Source organism: Alcanivorax sp. IL3, from assembly GCF_047495465.1.
Classification (GTDB): Bacteria; Pseudomonadota; Gammaproteobacteria; order Pseudomonadales; family Alcanivoracaceae; genus Alcanivorax; species Alcanivorax jadensis.
In genome coordinates, this window is record NZ_CP179931.1 from 1,964,910 (window position 1) to 1,983,779 (window position 18,870).

Below are 18,870 nucleotides of genomic sequence, written 5' to 3' on the forward strand. Positions count from 1 at the left end.
AGATCAATCAGCGTCATCATGAGGGATGGCTCCCACGACAAGATCAGCTGCGGGGCTTCTTGCGGATATAGAGCGTCTTGTTGATTTTGGCCACTGTCTCGCCGTCATCGTTGACGATGATCACTGGCCAGCAAGGCAGGTATTTGTTGCCATCGGCAGTGTGCTGGTGGATCTCTTCCAGCATGGTATCAGTTAGTTGGAAGCGGGCATGGACCCGCCCGGTGCCAGGCTTGATGAAATCAATCTCGGCAGCCTTGTCCCAGACGATAAAATCCCGCCCCAGCACGTTCATGACCATGAGCATGTAGAACGGGTCCACCATGGAATAGAGGCTGCCACCAAAATGGGTGCCCACATAATTGCGGTTGTACCAGTGCAACCCCATGGACACCTTCAGCTCGCGAAAGTCTTCCGCCAGATAGTCCACCCGCACACCGGCGCCGAGATAGGGGCCGTAAAGATTCAGGAACCAGCGCAGTCCTCTCGGGGTGCGGGCAAAGCGGGTTAGCAGATTACTCACTGCCGGGCTCCAGCACGGCCAGGGCCTGGTGCAGGCGATTGCGCACGGGGACAGAGACCGGTTGATCGTGGTCCTTCAACAGGCGAGCCATTTCGTCCAGGGCGGCAAACTCTTGCTGCTTCATGGCCGAGGGCAGTTTCTCCAGTTGCCATTGAAGGCGGCGCTGTCGCTCGGCTTCCGGGCTGGGTACTCCGGCCAGTGCCTCGAAGGCAACCGCCAATGTCAGCGATTCGTCACCACATTCATTCACTTCAGAAAGACTTTCTACCGTCTGCTGCAGAGCTTGCCAGTGCTCCCATTCAGTCAGGCGGTCGAGCCTTTCACGGGCACGACGCCGAAGTTGCTGAGCCTGGCGACTCAGAGACTGGGGCAGGGCGGAGCTGTTGAATTGCTCAAGTGCGTGCAGCGCCTCTTTTAAAGCGTGGGCGCCTTCCCTTGAAAAAGGCGCATCCAGGCAGCTTTCCAGTTGTGTGACTGCACCTTGCGCTTCCTGTGAGCGGGTTTCCTGTTCCGCCTTTCGCTCGGCATGCTGGCGATTGCGCTCGGCAAACAGGGCATCCATGGCCTTCTTGAATTTTTTCTGGCCGGCGCGATGCTGGGCCGGCGGTAACCAGGGGGGTCGCGCCATTGCTTCTGTAATTGCTGCGCTTGCCGGGTGGCTTCGCCCACATCATTTAGCTCGGTCAGGTTTTTTGCCTGGGTGATCAGGGCCTGCCGAGAGGTTTCGGCGGCCTCGATATAGTCCTTCAGCCTTTCGTCCAGGCCGGACAGGATGGCGGAGAAGCGTTTCTGTACCTCACGAGCATGAGTAAAGCGCACCGGTTGAATCGCTTTCCAGTCTTTCGGTGCCTGTTGGCGGATTTGCCAGATGCCTTGCCAGTCGGCCTGGCTCCAGTCCTGCGCGTCAATAAATTGCTCGAGTTGCTCGCAAAGCTGGCGACGTTTTTCCAGATTGCTCTGGCGCAGCGCGTCCTGCTCGGCAAAATGGGCCTGGCAAGGCTCATAGGCTCGATCGGAGGCGGCCTTGAAGCGATCCCACAGTGCCTGATCCTCATCCTGATCGGAGCTCATCAAGGCGCGCCATTCATCGTGAAGCGCCTGGATGGCGGAAGCCAGTTGCGGGGCATCCATGCTGCTCTCGGCCAGAGCCTCCATGGATTCGCACAGCGACACCTTCTTCGGTTCGGCAGCAAAGCGGTGCCAGTCCTGCAGTTCGGCACGGCGGGCTTCCAGTTTTTTCAGCTGGCTGGCCAGAGCCGGATCACTTTGCTCGTCGATGATCGCCTGAGCCTTGTGCCAGAGACGGTTGGCATGGCGCAGATTGCCGTCGCGCAGCTCCCGCTTCAGTGCAACCAGCAGCCCCTGGTTGGGGCTCGGTGCGGGGCGAGCCCGGGCCGTTGATGGTTTTTCTTCGCGGGCAGGGGGGACGAGGGCAGTCAACAATGGTGGCTTGGGGTATCCCGTGGGCCACTCGGCCGCCAGGCTGTTCAGGCGAGCGGGATCATCGCGGGCTTCGAGAATATCGGCGGCCAGATTGAGCATGCGCTCGAAAGCACTGACCAGGTCCTCGAAGGCCAGTTTGTCATTGTCCGGCGCCGGGGCTTGCTCATTGGCGCTGTCCCAGCGACGCTTCTGGGTGGCAAGGGCAGAGCGCAACTCGCCCAACTGATCTTCCCAGGCCTGTGGGTCGCTCTGACTCAATAGTTGATACAGATTGTGGGCGGCCGCTTCGCGTTCTGCACGGGCGGTATCTGCCAGTGCTTGGCGGTGATTTTCCTCCTGTAGCGTCGCCAGTTGATGGCGGCATTGCTGGAGTGCCTGCTGAACCCGCTCGGCCAGGTCAGGTGTAGCCCGGTTGCTGCTGTCCTGCCATTGCTGTTCCAACTGTTCCAGACGCGGGCCATAAAGGGCGTCAACGGAACGGCGAGCGTGCTGCTCCAGCCGGTCGGCCAGTTGCACGACTCGTGCGGACTCGGCCTCTTCCAGCTGAATTTTTTCTTGCAGGGCCTTGGCTTGTTCCCGGGCCAACCGGGTGACGCGTTTGTCGCGACCTTCGCGGCTCAGACGTTTCAGTAGAGAGAGACTGCGAAGCTGCTGGGCGGCTTCGAGGCGGAGGGTCTCTGTTCTGCTTTCCAGGGCCAGTTCAAACAACAGATTGTCATCATCAAGACGTTCAATGGCGGCCTGTTGGCACATCTCATCGGGGCTGTTGCGGGCAATAAAGCCCAGCGCCTCGCGATTGCCGGTGAGGCGTATCAGTCTCAATCGGGTTTCGCTGTTCGGGGCGCCATCCACGGTGCCGGCCAGCAGTGCCATGATGCGCATGGAGGCGGCTTCGCGGACCGAGGGCTCTTCGTCACGCTGGTGGATTTCGTCCAGCAGTGAAAAGTCCATAATTCTGCCGCTGGCGGCGGCTCGCACCAGAGAGTTGGAGTCGCCACGGGCAAGACGGGCGAGGGTGGCCTCGTCGTCAACGGGGGATAGTTGTTCCACGGCCTTGAGCCGCATGTCGGGATTGCTGTGCTGCCAGCGTGGTTTCAGAAATCGGCCAAACATATCAATTCTCAAAAAGGCGCCAGACGCTTGACGCTCGATGCCTGACGCTGAAGCGGGGTGCGTCAGGCGCTTGGTGTGGTACGTCCGGCGTTATTATTTTCCAGTAAGGCATCCTTTTCCGCCCAGAGGTCGCCAATCCATTGCTGGAATCGGGCGCGGAATTCCTGGTCCGATTCGTAGTCGCCTTCCGAGGCCCAGGCGGGGATCACGCGCTGTTGAACGATGACGTCAACTTCATTCATGGCGCCGCCGAGAAAAGCCAGCAGAGAGCGGGGTGCCTCCGGGGGGTAAATAATGGTCACATCAAGTAAATTTCGCAAATGTCCTGACATGGCATTAAGGGTAAAGGCTGCGCCACCGGCTTTGGGTTTAAGCAGGTGCTTGTAGGGAGATTGCTGCTTGGCATGCTTTTCTGCCTCGAAGCGAGTGCCTTCAAAAAAATTCATCACCGAGGTTGGGAAGTAGGCAAATTTCTCGCAAGCCTTGCGGGTGGTTTCCAGGTCCTTGCCTTTCAGGGATGGGTTCTTTTCAAGCTCAGCCTTGCTGAAGCGCTTCATGAAAGGAAAGTCCAGGGCCCACCAGGCCAGACCGAGTAGCGGCACCTTTATCAATTCCTGCTTGAGGAAAAACTTCAGGAAGGGAATTCTGCGGTTGGAGATACGCTGCAGAACCAGAATATCCGCCCAGGACTGGTGGTTGCAGGTGACCAGATACCACTGATCACGATCCAGGGTGTCCATGCCGGTGATGTTCCACTTCACCTGACTGGTCAGGCCGATAATGGCGTTGTTGATGCCGATCCAGGTCTCAGCGATGAAGACCAGTATTTTCGACAATACCACCTGGGATTTTTCCCCGCGCAGCACCAGCCGAAGCAGGGCAAAAACGTAAAGCGGAAGGCAGAGAAGAAGGGTGTTAAGCAGGATGCCCACCAGGGCCAGTGCGCCACGAATCTTGTGCCAGATAGTCATAACTGTCGTCGTCAATAGCAGGGTAAACAGGCATGCTACCCAAAGCGCTTGGGCATGTCCCGTGTCCGTTTCGGTCATTTTTGCCGAAAATACAGGGCGTTGGGGTCCTGGATGCAGCAGAAAGGCCATGCCGGAATGGCATGGCCTTAGCTGGGATAATCAGTGGATGATCAGTTCGCCCAGCCACTATTGCGGCGGCGGCCTGAGCGTGAGCGCATGATCATGCCGGCCACCAGGCCGAGCAGCAGAATGCCGACCCCGGTAATCCATTGCTGGGAGGTGTTGTTGTTACGCAGCATCACGTTCTCGCCTTTCACTTGATCCAGCTCGGAACGGAGCAGGCTTAGCTCCTCATTCAGGCGTCGATTGGCCTGGTCCAGGCGGATTGGGTCAGAGGCCACGTCCTGCAGCTGTTCCAGCTCTTCACTACGGGAGCTCAGGGCATTCTTCAGTTCCGAGGACTGCTCGGAAAGTGCCTCATGCTCCCCTTTGAGCTCAGCCAGCTGAGTGCGCAATTTCGCCGCTTCCGCCTTGGCTTCTTCGCTTGCCTGATTGGCTCGCTCCAGCATGATTTCAGCGGTGGGGCTCTGGCTCAGGTACTGCTTGCCAATATAGCCTTCAATGTCTTTGTAGCGAATTTTTGCCCAGTCACCGTCGAAACCGAGAAACTCGATGCGGGTGCCGCTCTTGATGCCCCGGTGGAGAATGCGGCCAGCGGGGTTGGCAGATGAGCGAATCGGTACATAGATGCTGTCATCTACCCAGGCAGTGGAGGCGACAGCCGTATGGCTGGCTACCATTATTGCCAGGAAACAAACCAGTCTTGCGAGCATGGGGGTCTTTACTCCTTCGTGTCAGGCCGCGCAGTCTAGAGAAGTCATCAGGGTTGCGGCGCTACCATAATCACATTTCGTGCTGTGGGCCGTGGTGTCTTTGTAAAAAATGGCAATCTGTCCAGCTGAAGGTCAGGGCAGTACCTTCTTGAACGGTTTCACCGTCACGCCAGCGTAAACGCCGGCAGCAATGTAGGGATCGGCATCCGCCCATTGTTGAGCGGCTTCCAGCGAGGGGAATTCGGCGACGACCAATGAGCCGGTGAAGCCGGCTTCACCGGGATCGTTGCTGTCGATGGCCGGATGCGGGCCGGCCAGTATCAGCCGCCCCTGTTCTTTCAGGGCTTCCAGGCGGGCGAGATGGTCCGCCCGAGCCTCTTTACGCAAGGGAAGGGAGTTTGCCACGTCCTCACTGATAATCGCGTACAGCATGGTTTCGCTCTTTATTCAGGGTTAACGGTGGTGTGCGGCCATGATGTCTTCCAGCTTCAGCCCGGTCAGCTTGCCGATGCGGCGAAACAGAAAGACCATGGCAAGAATCAGCACAATCATGGAGGGCACGACAATAACCGGGTAGCTCAGGGCTGTCATCTTGCCCAACTCGGCATTGAACGCCTCGCTGCCCGGCGGGCTGGTCAGAATCACCTTGGCCAGAACGTAGTTGAGCACCGAAGACAGGAAAAAGGAGGCAGCCACCATCCAGGAGGCCTGTTTGAGGGTCAGCTCGAAGGCGCCGAGGTTGTTATTGTCTTCCAGTTTGGCTGCGATCTTGTCGGTATCCAGCACCTTGTCGTTATAGAGAAAGGTTTTTACCAGCGGCCAGCGGGTGCGCAGGGATACCACCGTTGCGATGCCCAGGAGGGCAGGAATGGCCGCCTCTTTCATGGCGATATACTTGGCGTCCAGCTCCATCAGGCTGATGCCGCCGGTAAGCAGAATGCTGACAACGCCGAGGCCGGAGAAGAAATTGGCCTTGCCGTTCTGCAGGAAATCCCGCAGGCCGTAGAGCAGGGGGAAGGCGAGCGCCACCACGATGGCCCACTTGGTGCCCAGCCAGTCATCCCCGGAGAGTTTGGCCAGGATCAGTGCGGGAATAGCGATATTGATCAGCAGATTGGCCAGCAGACTTTCCTGCTTCGGTGGCGTGGCGCTGGCTGGCTTGCTGTTCTGTTCCGGGGTGTTGCTTTCGCTCATTCGGGATTCCGTTTGATCAGTTTATGGCAGCCGGAGGGCTTTAAAGATGCCGGTGAAGGGCTCAAAAATGCTACCCTGCGCCTTGATTCCCGTCGTCGGCTTGCCGTAACAGGGCCGCATGACGAATTTGAGAGTCATTGCAGACACATCGAGCATCTTGAGAGGATCCGGCTATCTCCCGTAACCACACAATCGACCTGCACAGTCACAGCACGGCGTCCGACGGTATTCTAAGCCTTGCAGCGCTGGTGTCGAGGGCTGCGGACTACGGAGTGACCTGTCTGGCCCTGACGGACCACGATACCCTGGCCGGGTTGCCGGAGGCCCATGAGGCTGCCCGGCAGCACGATATCAGCCTGGTGAACGGTATCGAACTGTCCGTGCGCCACGAAAACCGCGAATACCATGTGCTAGGGCTGTGGCTGGATACCGATTGTGGGCAGTTGCAGGAAAGAGTTGCCGCCCAGCAAGAGGCACGAGTGAATCGTGCCCGGGAGATTGGCCGCCGTCTGGATCGTGCTGCGACCCTGGCCAACAGTTATGAGCGTACCTGTGAACTGGCGGGCACCGATGCGCCGGGCCGTCCTCTGTTTGCCCGGTTTCTTGAAGAAGCGGGCAGGGTGCGCAACCACCGACACGCCTTCAACCGTTACCTGAAGCAGGGCCAATCCGCTTTTGTGGCGACACCCTGGTGCACCCTGGAAGAGGCCATTGCCGATATTCATGCCGCCGGTGGCACCGCGGTGCTGGCCCATCCGCAGGCCTACGGCATGACGCGCAAAAAACTGCGCCAGTTTCTTGCCAGTTTCAAGGAGGCCGGCGGCGACGGCCTGGAAGTGGCCATGCCCGGGCTCTCCCCGCAACAGACCGCGTTGCTGGATGAATGCTGGCAACACTTTGATCTGCAGGTGTCCGCCGGTTCGGATTTTCATTCGCCAGAGCAGAAATGGCTGGCACTGGGGCGATTGCCGCCGGTGCCGAACGGCGCCAGGCCTGTGTGGGAAGGGCGGCTAACTAGTTGACAATTGACAGTGGACAGTTGACAACTAAAACAATGGGTTGCGGCAATGTTTTGACGTTAGCTGTCAACTGTCAATTATCAACTACCAACTGAAGTTATGACCGAAATTCTCTACATCCATCCCGAAACGCCTCAGCCGCGGCTTATCCGCCAGGCGGTAGACGTTATTCGTAACGGCGGGCTGATTGCCTACCCGACGGATACCACCTACGCGCTGGGCTGCGGTATCGGCGAAAAGAATGCGCTGGATCGGCTGATCCGCCTGCGGCAGCTGGACAAGAAGCACCAGTTCACTCTGCTTTGCCATGATCTGTCTGCGCTGGCCATCTATGCCAAGGTGGAAAATCCGGATTATCGCCTGCTCAAGGCCCACACCCCGGGCCCCTATACCTTCATCCTCAAGGGCACCACCGAGGTGCCGCGGCGTTTGATGGACCCGAAAAAGCGCAATATCGGTATTCGCGTGCCAGATCATGCCATCTGCCAAGCGCTGTTGGCCGAGCATGGCGAGCCGATCATGACGTCTACCTGCCATCTGCCCAACGACGAGTTCCCGCTCACTGATCCCCAGGATGTCCGCGACTTCCTGCAAGGGCAGGTGGATCTGGTCATTGATGGCGGTTTCTGTGGCGTAATGGAAACGACCGTGATTTCCATGGCTGACGGTGATGGCCCCGAAGTGGTGCGGGAAGGGGCCGGCCCTGTGGACAGTATTTTCTGAATCTTGCCCTGGCTGACTATGTTTTACCCAGAGTGCCGCAAAGGGGCTGCTTGCCACTGTCCCTGATACCCCGGTTCACCGTATAATCGCGGGCTTTCCCCCGCGTGATGCCTGTCGCATTGCGCGGCTGATCGGGTTTAGTGCGCTCCCGCCTGTGAGCGAGACACAGCGGCGTGCTGATATAACCCAAACAAGATTCTAAGGAGTAGGCTTTGAGTTCCGTGGTTCCTTCCCAGCGAGTTGTTTCCGGCATGCGCGCCACTGGCCGCCTGCATCTGGGTCATTACCATGGCGTGCTGAAAAACTGGGCGCGTCTGCAGCACGAATATGAATGCTTTTTCTTCGTGGCAGACTGGCACGGGCTCACCACCGAATACGAAAACCCGCACAAGATCGAACAGCACGTCTGGGACCTGGTGATCGACTGGCTGGCCGCCGGGGTCAACCCGGGTTCTGCCACGCTGTTCATTCAGAGCCAGGTGCCGGAGCACGCGGAACTGCATCTGCTGCTGTCCATGATGACTCCGCTGTCCTGGCTGGAACGGGTGCCCACCTATAAGGACCAGCAGGAAAAGCTGCGCGAAAAGGATCTCAGTACCTATGGGTTTCTGGGCTATCCGCTGCTGCAATCCGCAGACATCCTCGCCTACCGGGCCGGCCAGGTGCCGGTGGGGGCCGATCAGGTCGCTCACGTGGAGCTGACCCGGGAAGTGGCCCGTCGCTTCAATCACCTCTATGGCCGTGAGCCGGGCTTCGAGGAAGCCGTGGATGCAGCCATCAAGAAAATGGGCAAGAAGCAGTCGAAGGTATACCTCAATCATCGCCGCCAGTATCAGGAACAGGGCGATGAAGCCTCCCTGGAGACTGCGCGTGCCCTGGTGGAAAGCCAGCAGAATATCACTCTGGGTGACAAGGAGCGCTTGATGGGTGACCTGGAGGGCGGCGGCAAGGTAATCCTGCCCGAACCCCAGGCACTGCTGACACCGGCCTCCAAAATGCCGGGGCTGGATGGGCAGAAAATGTCCAAGTCCTACGGCAACTTCATCACCATGCGTGAGGAAGAGGCGGATATCGACAGCAAGATTCGCCGTATGCCCACCGATCCTGCACGGGTTCGCCGGACCGATCCAGGTAACCCGGATAACTGCCCGGTATGGCAGTTCCACATGGTTTATTCCGATGACAACACCCGCCAGTGGGTGCAAGAAGGTTGCACCAGTGCCGGCATCGGTTGTCTGGATTGCAAGAAACCTATCATCGAGGCCGTGCAGGAAGAGCTTGAGCCGATCCGCAAGCGTGCGGAGGAGCATCTTCGCAATCCGGATCTGGTCCGCACCCTGGTCGCTGAGGGTTGTGAGGAAGCCCGCGAGGCTGCCCGCGCCACCCTGGAAGAAGTCCGCGCCGCTATGGGGCTCAATTACCGCTGAGGCGCACTAGCGCACTCGGGAGAGAGAGATGACTGAACCGGCAGAACCCACAGTCACACCCATTATGAAGCCGCTGCATCCCAGCCAGGCAGAGATGCCCTTTGGCTTGATGTATGGCAAGGCGATCACCAAACTGCCGGACGATCTGTATATACCGCCCGACGCCCTGGAGGTCTTCCTGGAAGCCTTTGAGGGCCCGCTGGATCTGTTGCTGTACCTGATCAAGCGACAGAATCTGGACATTCTCGACATTCCTGTCTCCACCATCACGACTCAGTACATGGAGTACGTGGAGCTGATGAAGGCGATGAACTTCGAGCTGGCGGCGGAATATCTGGTGATGGCCGCCATGCTGGGCGAGATCAAGTCGCGCATGTTGCTGCCTCGCCAGAAAGAGGACGAGGAAGACGAAGAACACGATCCGCGTGCAGAGCTGATTCGCCGTTTGCAGGAATACGAGCGCTTCAAGCAGGCAGCAGAAGACATCGATCAGCTGCCGCGCCTGGAAAGGGACATCTTTCCGGCAGAAGCCAAACGCCCTGAATTTACCCGGGAAAAGGCCCAGCCGGATGTGGACATGCGAGAGCTGCTGCTGGCCCTGAAAGAGGTCATGCACCGGGCCGATATGTTCGAGAGCCATCAGGTATCCCGGGAAAAGCTGTCTACCCGGGAGCGCATGGCCAATGTGCTGGACAAGCTCAAGGGCCGGGATTTTGTGCCCTTCGTGGAGCTTTTCACCCCGGAAGAAGGGCGGCTTGGCGTGGTGGTCACCTTTCTTGCCACCCTGGAGCTGGTCAAGGGCAGCCTGATTGAGCTGGTACAGAACGGGCCTTTCGCTCCCATTCATGTGAAGGCGAAGACCCTGGTACTGGAAGAATCTGATGTGCTGGCCCAACTTGAACTGGAAGACGAACCCGATGACGGCGTGGATGATGAACCCGATGCCCATGACGGAACCGAGGGGTAGCTGTGGAAGCTGAACAGATAAAAAGAATCATTGAAGCCGCCATTCTGGTGGCGGAAGGCCCGCTTGACCGGGATGCACTGCAGACTCTGTTTGATGAGGAAGACCGCCCCAGCAAGCAGGATCTGGGTAAATATCTGGAAGAGATCGGTGAGGCCTATGCTGACCGTGGCATCTTTCTCAAAGAAGTCGCTTCTGGTTTTCGTTTCCAGGCCCGCCCGGAACTGGGTCAGTGGGTAAGCCGCCTGTGGCAGGAAAAACCTCCCCGTTACAGCCGGGCCATTCTGGAAACCCTGGCATTGATCGCCTATCGCCAGCCTATTACCCGTGGCGAAATCGAAGAAATTCGTGGTGTTTCAGTAAGCTCTCATATCGTCAAAAGCCTGCTGGAGAGAAACTGGGTACGCGTGGTGGGGCACCGGGATGTACCGGGCCGGCCGGCCATGTTTGCCACCACCAAGCAGTTTCTCGACTATTTTGATCTGAAGAGCCTGGAGGACCTGCCATCGCTGTCGGAGATCCGTGATCTGGACAAGATCAATGAAGAACTGGCTCTCAGCGATGTGCCCCCTGCCAATGCCAGGCCGGGCGATATGGATGAAGCGCCGGAAGGCGAAGATGGCCATGGCATGCTGGAGGGTGAGCGTGAACAGCGGCTGCCAGGCGACCAGGAAGCCTTCCCGGGCCTGGAGCAGGAACCGGAAATTGATGATGACACCTTGATGAGTATGGACAAGGTAGATTCGGTGTTATCCGACTTCGAACAGGAATTCCGCCGCAAACCGGCTGCCGACAAGGACAAGCAGGAAGCCGTTGCCAGCGATGAAAGTGTGGCCGAACAGGCCGAGACGGCTGACAATAGCCCCAATGACGCTGACGGCGAGGATGCCGCTGCGGAAAATAGTGCAGAGGACAGCCAGACACGTCATGACTGAAACTGAAAAATTGCAGAAAGTACTGGCGCGAGCCGGACTGGGCTCCCGCCGGGAGCTGGAGAAATGGATCGCTGATGGCCGGGTTTCGGTCAACGGCGCAGTGGCAACCCTGGGTGATCGGGTTGGCAGTGAAGATACCCTACGCGTAGATGGCAGGATTATTAAAGTGAAGGCGGAAGAAGAAATCGTTCAGCGCGTGATCATGTACCACAAGCCGCCCGGCGAAGTGTGCTCCCGCAACGATCCGGAAGGGCGCGCCACGGTGTTTGATAACCTGCCGCGACTGCAGGGCATGCGCTGGGTACAGGTGGGCCGTCTGGACATCAATACCACCGGCCTGCTGTTGTTCACCACCGATGGTGAGCTGGCCCACCGCCTCATGCATCCCTCCAACGGTTTCGTGCGTGAATACGCCGTGCGTGTACGTGGCGGCATGACCCCGGAAAAGCGTCAGGCGATGCTCGACGGCGTGCTGCTGGAAGATGGTGTCTCCAAGTTCGACAGCATTGAAGATGCCGGCGGCGCGGAAGAGGGCGCCAACCACTGGTACAAGGTGACACTGACCGGGGGTAAATACCGGGAAGTGCGTCGCCTGTTCCAGTCCCAGGATCTGGATGTGGCGCGCTTGATGCGGATCCGTTTCGGCGACCTGACCTTGCCGCCCCAGTTGCGCCAGGGCCGCTGGATGGAGCTGGAGCCTGAGCAGATACAGGCACTGATCGGCAAGGTAGAGCTGAAGGGCAAGAAATACACCGGCCTCTACGGCCGCGCCCGCCTGCGTCACCAGCGCGCCGGCAGCAAACCTCCCCGCAAGGCCCGCGGTCCTTACCGCCGTTAAGACCATAAACAATAGGCACACAAAAAAAAGGGAGGCATAAGCCTCCCTTTTTTTCAGGCTTCAACTGCTGCTTATTGCTGACTCTCCACCACGCCACTCTGCCGCCGGATGACGAGTTCCTTCAATGGGTTGTTGCCGTTTTCGAGCATCTTTTTCGCCAACCACTCGGAGCCGACCTGATTAAGGTGATCATCATCCCGGTAGAGCGGAACTCCTTCCAGTTCGGTATAGCAGCTCTCTTTGCTACAGAGTAGAGAGTTAGGGTCGATGAATTTCAGCTGTGGAAATTCATCTGCCAGCTGGGCGAAGAGGGCTCGTTTAAGTCTTTGTTGCTCTTCTACATAGCTGAGAGGGAAGCTACAAGGCTCATCATGGAAGGGTAGAAGATTCATTCTCGAACACTTGAAATCGCGTTTTTCCACCTGAGGGTTGTCGTAAATGAGTACTGGCGTGGAGCCAGCTTTTGTAATGCGGCGTAACGTTTCCCTTAGACCGGCGGCAATATTCGCGTTGGAATTGGCCTGTGACGGCTCTGGATTAGCATTGGTGACAAAGAAATAGCGGTCGCCCTTAATATCGGTCAGGGACCAGTAACCGGCAAGTACAATTGCTCCATAATTGTCGGCCTCATCAAGAATAGCGTCATTCACCTGGGGGCATTCTTCGTCAATTTCCACCTCTTCGCCCTTGTAATTCAGAGGCATGAGGCCGGCGTAGGCTGGGCAGCCGGCGCGCCACTTCACGTTATATGACAATCCAGCATCCTTCGCCAGTATCCCTATGAAGTCCCCGAAATGCTGAGCATGGGAATCTCCCAGCAGAAGTACATCCGCACACAGCCCATCTTCCTGATTATCACACTGGGAGGGGAAGCGGCCCGGCTCGCTTTCCAGAGCATGAATTTTGGCCACTGTGCTACTGTCGAACCGGTTGATTAGGCCATCACCTTCATAGATGGCCACAGCGACGCCAGCGAGCAACAGCAAAGGGACCACAAATAGGCGCAGCGCTGTCTGCTTTGGGGGGAATGTCCAGCGGTAGCGGAATGGCTGCTCGACAAACTTCCAGGTGAGGTGAGATAGCACAACAGCCAAAGCGATGCCGGCCAGAGCGCTTATGGTGTCGATTTCACCGGTAGCATAGGTCGTAAAACTGAAAATAGGCCAGTGCCAAAGGTAAAGTGAATAGGAAAGCATACCCAGCCAGACCATGACACGGCGCGTAAGCAGCCAGTTGATTGAGGATTTTCCGTCGCCGGCGTAGATAAGAATCACTGTGCCAAGGCACGGTATGGCTGCCAGATAGCCGGGGAAAGCGATCTCGGCAGTCCAGGCCACAGCGGGTACCAGAATCATCAAAAGCCCAGCCCAGCCCATCACTTCCCGAGCCGAGCGGGGCAGGGCAGGCACCTTGTTTGCCTGGAAGGCAATAGCCAGCATCGCGCCGATGAACAATTCGTGGAAACGTGCGGGCAGCAGGTAATAGGCCCGCATGGGGTCCGCGTGAGTATACCAGACCGAAAACGCCAGGGAGGTTAGGAAGATGCCGGCAAGCAGACCGGGCCGCCAGAAGCGGGCACCAAACTTGAGGAACACCAGCAGAAACAGCGGCCAGATCAGGTAGTACTGTTCTTCCACGGCCAGCGACCAGGTGTGCAGTAAGGCAATTTCATCGGTTTCCGTCTCGAAATAACCGCCGGTGGTATTAGCCAAGTAAAAATTGCTGGCACTTAGCACGGCTAGGGCTGCAAGGCGGGAAAGATAGATCAGGTCTTCGGGGAGGAGAACAAAGGCCCCTGCAAGCAATGTGGCGAGCAGAACAACCAGCATGGCAGGGGCCAGGCGACGAATTCTACGCATATAGAACTGGGCAAAGGAGAACTTTCCCTCCTGCATGTTATGCACCAGCTGCCCAGTGATAAGGAAACCGGACAATACGAAGAATACGTCCACACCAATGAAGCCGGCACCGAAGACACCTAGTCCTGCGTGATAAACCACCACAAGCCCAACGGCAATGGCCCTGAGCCCGTCCAGATGAGCCAGATATCGTTGTTGCATTGACCCGCTTCCCCGCTAAAAAAGCGAAAGGATACTCGGGTTCATTTGTGTGGTCGAGAGAGGGGCGTGCCAGTGCTTGCACTCATGGCAATTGCATCATGCGTCCTACCAGAGCCGGCAGCGCTGTCTCCACTCTGAGAATGCGCGTCCCGAAGCTGTGACAGGCAAAACCCTGTCTTTGCAGCATCTCCACTTCGTAGTCGGTCCAGCCCCCCTCCGGGCCGATGGCCAGCGTGACAGGCTCGGCCAGGTCACAGGGCATGGCCGGGTAGTCACCGGGGTTGGCGAGAAGGCGGCGGCCGGGGCCGGCCCAGGTGTCCAGGTCATCTTCCACAAACGGTTTGAAGCGTGGGGCGAGAACCAGCTCCGGCAGTGTGGTGTCGCGGGCTTGCTCCAGTCCCAGCAGCATTTTCTCGCGGAGCAGGTCGGCTTTCAGGTTGGGGGTCTGCCAGTAGCTCTTGTCCACCTTCCAGCTATTGATCAGCACGATGCGCTTGATGCCAAGGCTGGTCGCGTCAATCAGAATCCGCTTGAGCATCTTGGGGCGCGGCAGCGCCAGCAGCAGGGAAAGTGGCAGAGGAGGGAAGGGGTGAGAATCCTCTTTAAATAAAACTTGTATCTCATTGTTTTCTATTGATTCTATCTGCGCTTTTCCCATGCCGCCACCAACGATCCCGGCCCGGCAGCTACCCCCTTCCGCCAATCCCAGAATGTCGCGCACATGGCGGCACTGGCGCTCGTCCAGACGCCAGAGATTGCCATGAAGATGTTGATGAGGGTGCAGCAGCAGCAGATTCATGGGGCCGATTATGGCACAGCCTGCCCGGGAATCCGCGCTCAAATCCTCACAGCAAAGTGACGTAAATCGCTGTTTACTTGGCTGTTCTCGCCCTTTGCCGGGTGGCGCAGCCTTGCTAAATTGCCTGCATTAAGCCTTATCCGCTGCAGGAGCCTGCCTGTAGTGAGGGTGGCGATTGGCCCGCGGGTAACTGGCGGCCTCTTCGGGCCGCTGGTAGAGTGTGCCGCCCGTTCACCCGTTCGATTAACTGTTCAAGTGTGGAGAGTTTCATGCAGTTTCAGGGTACTGACCAATATGTGGCCACCGACGACCTGAAAATGGCCGTTAACGCAGCGATTGCGCTCAAGCGCCCGTTGCTGATCAAGGGTGAGCCGGGTACCGGCAAGACCCTGCTGGCCGAGCAGGTAGCTGAATCCCTGGGCCTGCCTCTGCTGTCCTGGAATATCAAATCCACCACCAAGGCCCAGCAGGGCTTGTATGAGTACGACGCGGTGTCTCGCCTACGCGATTCCCAGCTCGGTGCTGAAGGGGTGGAAGATGTGGCCAACTACCTGAAGAAAGGCAAGCTGTGGGAAGCCTTTACCCATGACGGACAGGTGGTTCTGCTGATCGACGAAATCGACAAGGCCGACATCGAGTTCCCCAATGATTTGCTGCAAGAACTGGATCGCATGGAATTCTTCGTCTACGAGACCGGGGAAACCATCCGCGCCGAGCAGCGCCCGATCGTGATCATCACGTCCAACAACGAAAAAGAGCTGCCCGACGCTTTCCTGCGTCGTTGTTTCTTCCATTACATCAATTTCCCCGATGCCCAGACCATGCAGGCCATCGTCGATGTGCATTTCCCGGAGATCAAAAAGAACCTGGTCACCGAGGCCCTGGAAATCTTCTTCGACCTGCGCAAGGTGCCCGGTCTGAAGAAGAAGCCCTCCACCAGCGAGTTGATCGACTGGCTGAAGCTGCTCATGGCCGACGATATTCCGGCGGACATCCTTCAGAATCGCGATACCAAGAGCGCGGTGCCACCGCTCTACGGTGCATTGTTGAAAAACGAGTCGGACGTACAACTGCTTGAACGCCTGGCGTTCATGAACCGTCGCGAACGCTAACCGCAACGCTGGCTGATTATGCTGATTGGTTTCTTCGAAAATCTGCGCCGTTACCGGGTCCCGGTAACCCTGCGCGAATTGCTGGATCTCTTTGATGCCCTGCAGGCCCACGTGGCTTTCGGCTCCATCGAGGATTTCTATCTGCTCAGCCGGGCGGTAATGGTCAAGGATGAAAAGTTCTACGACCGTTTCGACCAGGCTTTTGCCAACTACTTTGAAGGGCTGGAAAACCTGGAGCCCGATTGGCTCAACAAGGTGATCCCGGATGAGTGGCTGCGCAAGGAGCTGGAGAAGAACCTGAGCCCGGAAGAGTTCGAAAAACTCAAGGGTCTGGGTAGCCTGGAAAAGATCATGGACGAGCTGCGCAAGCGGCTCGAAGAGCAGGAAAAGCGCCACCAGGGCGGCAACAAGTGGGTCGGTACCGGCGGCACCAGTCCCTTTGGTGGCTACGGCGCCAACCCGGAAGGGGTGCGCATGGTCGGGCCATCCCGCAACAAGCGGGCGGTGAAGGTCTGGGAAAAGCGGGAATTCCGCAATCTGGACGATTCCGTGGAGCTGGGAACGCGTAATATCAAGCTCGCCCTGCGCCGGCTGCGCAAGTTTGCCCGTATTGGTCGCGAGGAAGAGCTGGATATGGATGACACCATCCGTTCCACCGCTCGTAACGCCGGCCTGCTCGACATCAAGATGCGTGCGCAGAAGGAAAACCGCGTCAAGGTGCTGATCTTCTTTGACGTAGGCGGCTCCATGGACCCCTACATCAAACTCTGCGAAGAGCTTTTCTCCGCCGCCCGGCTGGAGTTCAAGCACATGGAGTATTTCTACTTCCATAACTTCATCTATGAGTATGTATGGAAGGACAACCGTCGTCGCTGGGACGAGAAGATTTCCACCTGGGATGTGCTGCATAAATACGGCAGTGACTACAAGGTGATCTTTGTCGGTGATGCGGCCATGAGCCCCTACGAAGTGAACTCCGTGGGCGGCAGCGTGGAGCACTGGAACGAAGAGGCCGGTGCGGTCTGGTTCCAGCGTCTTATGGAAACCTACGATAAGGTGGCCTGGCTCAACCCGGAACCGGAGCGTGCCTGGCAGATGACCACCTCCACGCAGTGGATCAAGCAGCTCAGCGAGCACAAGATGTATCCGCTCACTATCGAAGGCCTGGAAAAGGCCATGCGCTATTTGAGCAAGTAATGGTCTTTTTGTAGGAGGCTGCCTGCAGCCGAACGCCACAATCGGGTTCGCGTGCAGGCAAGCTATTCCCTACGTCCCTCAAGAGCAAAAATCTGCATCCCGCTCGTCTGCCCACCCCTGTATTTTGCCGCACTAAACATTTGTCTAGTAGCGCACAGAGCCCTGCATCCGTATTCTCCGCGCCTTTCGCGTTTCACGCCCCGAACAGCCCACAAGGCACGGAACCCCGGGACGCCGAAGCACAAAGATGAACGCCCACCGTGATCCGGTGGACTTCAGGAGAGATTCCCATGTCCAGGGTGCGAACCACCATCTGGACGACCGTTTTCAGCAGTACCGCATTGGCCGCAGCCGGCCTCTATGCGGATACCACCAAGTCTGAAATCCGTCGTCTTCAAAAGGAGCTGGATCGGCTCAAGGCCAACCTGACCCAGGATGCGCCAACCCATTCCCCGTCAAACCATCTGCAGTGGCCCGGCTTTGCCGTGTTCGGCAAGGTCAGCGTGGATGCCATCTACGATGACAAGAATGCGGGGCTCGATGATCTGTTGATCCCCAGCACCATCCCTGCCGGTGATACTCATCAGCAGAATTTTGAGCTACACAGCAAGAACAGCCAGTTAGGCCTACGGGTAGGAGAGGGCAGTGGGCCCCATGCGGTGTTCGCCGTGGATCTGTTCGGCAGCATCGATGGCTACGATTTGCGAGTCCGGGATTTCTATTTTGAGTATGGCGCCCTGCGTGCCGGCTACGGCTACACCGCCTTGCTGGATGGTGCGGCCTGGCCGTTGACGCTGGATTCCCAGGGCCCCAACAGCGCCATTTTCGCCCGCCAGACCGGCGTGCGCTGGCAGGGCGAGCACCTAACGGTGGCTCTGGAGGATCCCAATCCGGAAGTGTATGACCCGGATAACCTGAGCAGCGCCAGCGGCCGCCGGCCTGACATTATTGCCGCCTGGATCCAGTCCAATGGCCGAGGCCACTTGCGGGTCGGCCTGATGAACCGGGAAATCGGTGTGGAATTTGCCGATGGCGGCCAGCAGTTCGCCAATGCCACCGGCGGTGTGCTCAGTGGCACCCTGGCTGTGACCGACAGCCTGACCCTGCTGGCCAGCGGCAGTTATGGTGAAGCCATGGCCCATTACTACAATGACCTGTCTGGCTTCGGTGACAGCAGTATGGATGGCTACGTATTCGCTACCGACGGACTGAAGCCGCTACTGGCTCAAGGCGGCTATCTGGCCGGGCAGTGGCAGTTCCGCCGGGATTGGACGCTGGCCATGGTTGGCGGCGAAATTACCCTGGAAAAGAACAATGAGCTGCCCGGAAATGCCATGCGTCGCACCCGCTACGGCACCCTGAGCCTGATTCGCCAGCACGACGACAGCCTCAGCTATGGGGCCGAGCTGGCTTACGGGATGCGCGACAATCAGGCAGGGGATCGCAGCGAAGCGCCTCGTGTGCAGTTAAACCTGACTTATCGTTTCGAACATACCCACAGCCGCGATCACTGATCAATGCTTAGGCGTAAGGGCTGGAAATGGAGCTCTTTACGCCTCAGGCAACGCCTGGGGTGTTAGCAGGTCAGCTGTTGTTGGAGCTAAAACCTTTAACAGCTGATCATTGGGCGAGAGCGTTATCCCGAGAAAAGATATTGTCGCGACATCTCCTATTTAACATAATATACATTATGCGTAGTTATGGTTGGTCCTTTGCCAGGTC

The 18,870-nt window shown here is 57.9% G+C and carries 17 protein-coding genes; 9 read left to right on the top strand and 8 right to left on the bottom strand.

Annotation, left to right across the window (positions count from 1 at the left end; genetic code table 11):
* Positions 1 to 43: 43 nt before the first annotated feature.
* From ACMG4M_RS09155 to ACMG4M_RS09180, 6 genes are all read right to left on the bottom strand, one after another.
* The gene (locus ACMG4M_RS09155) at positions 44 to 520 is read right to left on the bottom strand and encodes a DUF4442 domain-containing protein (RefSeq protein ID WP_052042412.1); all 477 of its coding nucleotides are present in this window, start codon (positions 518 to 520) and stop codon (positions 44 to 46) included.
* A 414-nt stretch (positions 521 to 934) separates the two neighbouring features.
* Positions 935 to 3,076: a DUF349 domain-containing protein gene (locus ACMG4M_RS09160; protein WP_414429847.1), complete on the bottom strand. Its 2,142-nt coding sequence runs from the start codon at positions 3,074 to 3,076 to the stop codon at positions 935 to 937.
* 62 nt (positions 3,077 to 3,138) lie between these two features.
* Complete coding sequence (locus tag ACMG4M_RS09165; RefSeq protein ID WP_414429848.1) at positions 3,139 to 4,047, bottom strand: acyltransferase; 909 nt, start codon at positions 4,045 to 4,047, stop codon at positions 3,139 to 3,141.
* 170 nt (positions 4,048 to 4,217) lie between these two features.
* Positions 4,218 to 4,880: a TIGR04211 family SH3 domain-containing protein gene (locus ACMG4M_RS09170; protein WP_035244372.1), complete on the bottom strand. Its 663-nt coding sequence runs from the start codon at positions 4,878 to 4,880 to the stop codon at positions 4,218 to 4,220.
* Between the two features lie 132 nt (positions 4,881 to 5,012).
* The gene (locus ACMG4M_RS09175; RefSeq protein ID WP_035244373.1) at positions 5,013 to 5,312 is read right to left on the bottom strand and encodes a YciI family protein; all 300 of its coding nucleotides are present in this window, start codon (positions 5,310 to 5,312) and stop codon (positions 5,013 to 5,015) included.
* Between the two features lie 21 nt (positions 5,313 to 5,333).
* The gene (locus ACMG4M_RS09180) at positions 5,334 to 6,074 is read right to left on the bottom strand and encodes a VC0807 family protein (protein WP_272961810.1); all 741 of its coding nucleotides are present in this window, start codon (positions 6,072 to 6,074) and stop codon (positions 5,334 to 5,336) included.
* Between the two features lie 227 nt (positions 6,075 to 6,301).
* On the opposite strand from ACMG4M_RS09180, the gene ACMG4M_RS09185 reads away from it, so the two are divergent.
* The 6 genes from ACMG4M_RS09185 to rluB all read left to right on the top strand — a co-directional run bounded on the left by ACMG4M_RS09185 (position 6,302) and on the right by rluB (position 11,980).
* A complete protein-coding gene (locus tag ACMG4M_RS09185; RefSeq protein WP_414431128.1) occupies positions 6,302 to 7,096 on the top strand; it encodes a PHP domain-containing protein in 795 nt (264 codons plus the stop codon).
* Positions 7,097 to 7,192: 96 nt separating this feature from the next.
* Positions 7,193 to 7,816, top strand: a complete 624-nt coding sequence (locus ACMG4M_RS09190; protein WP_035244377.1) for an L-threonylcarbamoyladenylate synthase — start codon at positions 7,193 to 7,195, stop codon at positions 7,814 to 7,816.
* A gap of 251 nt (positions 7,817 to 8,067) precedes the next feature.
* On the top strand, positions 8,068 to 9,243 hold the full coding sequence (locus ACMG4M_RS09195) for a tryptophan--tRNA ligase (RefSeq protein WP_035244800.1): 1,176 nt from the start codon (positions 8,068 to 8,070) through the stop codon (positions 9,241 to 9,243).
* A 28-nt stretch (positions 9,244 to 9,271) separates the two neighbouring features.
* A complete protein-coding gene (locus ACMG4M_RS09200) occupies positions 9,272 to 10,210 on the top strand; it encodes a segregation and condensation protein A (RefSeq protein WP_035244379.1) in 939 nt (312 codons plus the stop codon).
* A gap of 2 nt (positions 10,211 to 10,212) precedes the next feature.
* Complete coding sequence (scpB, locus tag ACMG4M_RS09205) at positions 10,213 to 11,142, top strand: SMC-Scp complex subunit ScpB (protein WP_035244380.1); 930 nt, start codon at positions 10,213 to 10,215, stop codon at positions 11,140 to 11,142.
* Positions 11,135 to 11,980, top strand: a complete 846-nt coding sequence (gene rluB / locus ACMG4M_RS09210; protein ID WP_035244382.1) for a 23S rRNA pseudouridine(2605) synthase RluB — start codon at positions 11,135 to 11,137, stop codon at positions 11,978 to 11,980. The genes scpB and rluB overlap by 8 nt, the downstream gene beginning before the upstream one ends.
* Before the next feature lie 71 nt (positions 11,981 to 12,051).
* On the opposite strand, the gene ACMG4M_RS09215 is transcribed toward rluB, so the two are convergent.
* Positions 12,052 to 14,040 (bottom strand): acyltransferase family protein, encoded by a 1,989-nt coding sequence (locus ACMG4M_RS09215; protein ID WP_084573352.1) that lies wholly within the window; start codon positions 14,038 to 14,040, stop codon positions 12,052 to 12,054.
* Between the two features lie 82 nt (positions 14,041 to 14,122).
* Entirely contained in the window at positions 14,123 to 14,839 is a 717-nt protein-coding gene (locus ACMG4M_RS09220; RefSeq protein WP_414429849.1) for a 16S rRNA (uracil(1498)-N(3))-methyltransferase, read from the bottom strand.
* A gap of 269 nt (positions 14,840 to 15,108) precedes the next feature.
* Between ACMG4M_RS09220 and ACMG4M_RS09225 the strand changes: the two genes are divergently transcribed.
* The 3 genes from ACMG4M_RS09225 (at position 15,109) to ACMG4M_RS09235 (ending at position 18,662) form a co-directional block, all read left to right on the top strand.
* The gene (locus ACMG4M_RS09225; protein ID WP_035244387.1) at positions 15,109 to 15,951 is read left to right on the top strand and encodes an AAA family ATPase; all 843 of its coding nucleotides are present in this window, start codon (positions 15,109 to 15,111) and stop codon (positions 15,949 to 15,951) included.
* A gap of 18 nt (positions 15,952 to 15,969) precedes the next feature.
* Complete coding sequence (locus ACMG4M_RS09230; protein WP_272961808.1) at positions 15,970 to 17,148, top strand: vWA domain-containing protein; 1,179 nt, start codon at positions 15,970 to 15,972, stop codon at positions 17,146 to 17,148.
* 290 nt (positions 17,149 to 17,438) lie between these two features.
* A complete protein-coding gene (locus tag ACMG4M_RS09235) occupies positions 17,439 to 18,662 on the top strand; it encodes a hypothetical protein (RefSeq protein ID WP_414429850.1) in 1,224 nt (407 codons plus the stop codon).
* Positions 18,663 to 18,870: the final 208 nt, after the last annotated feature.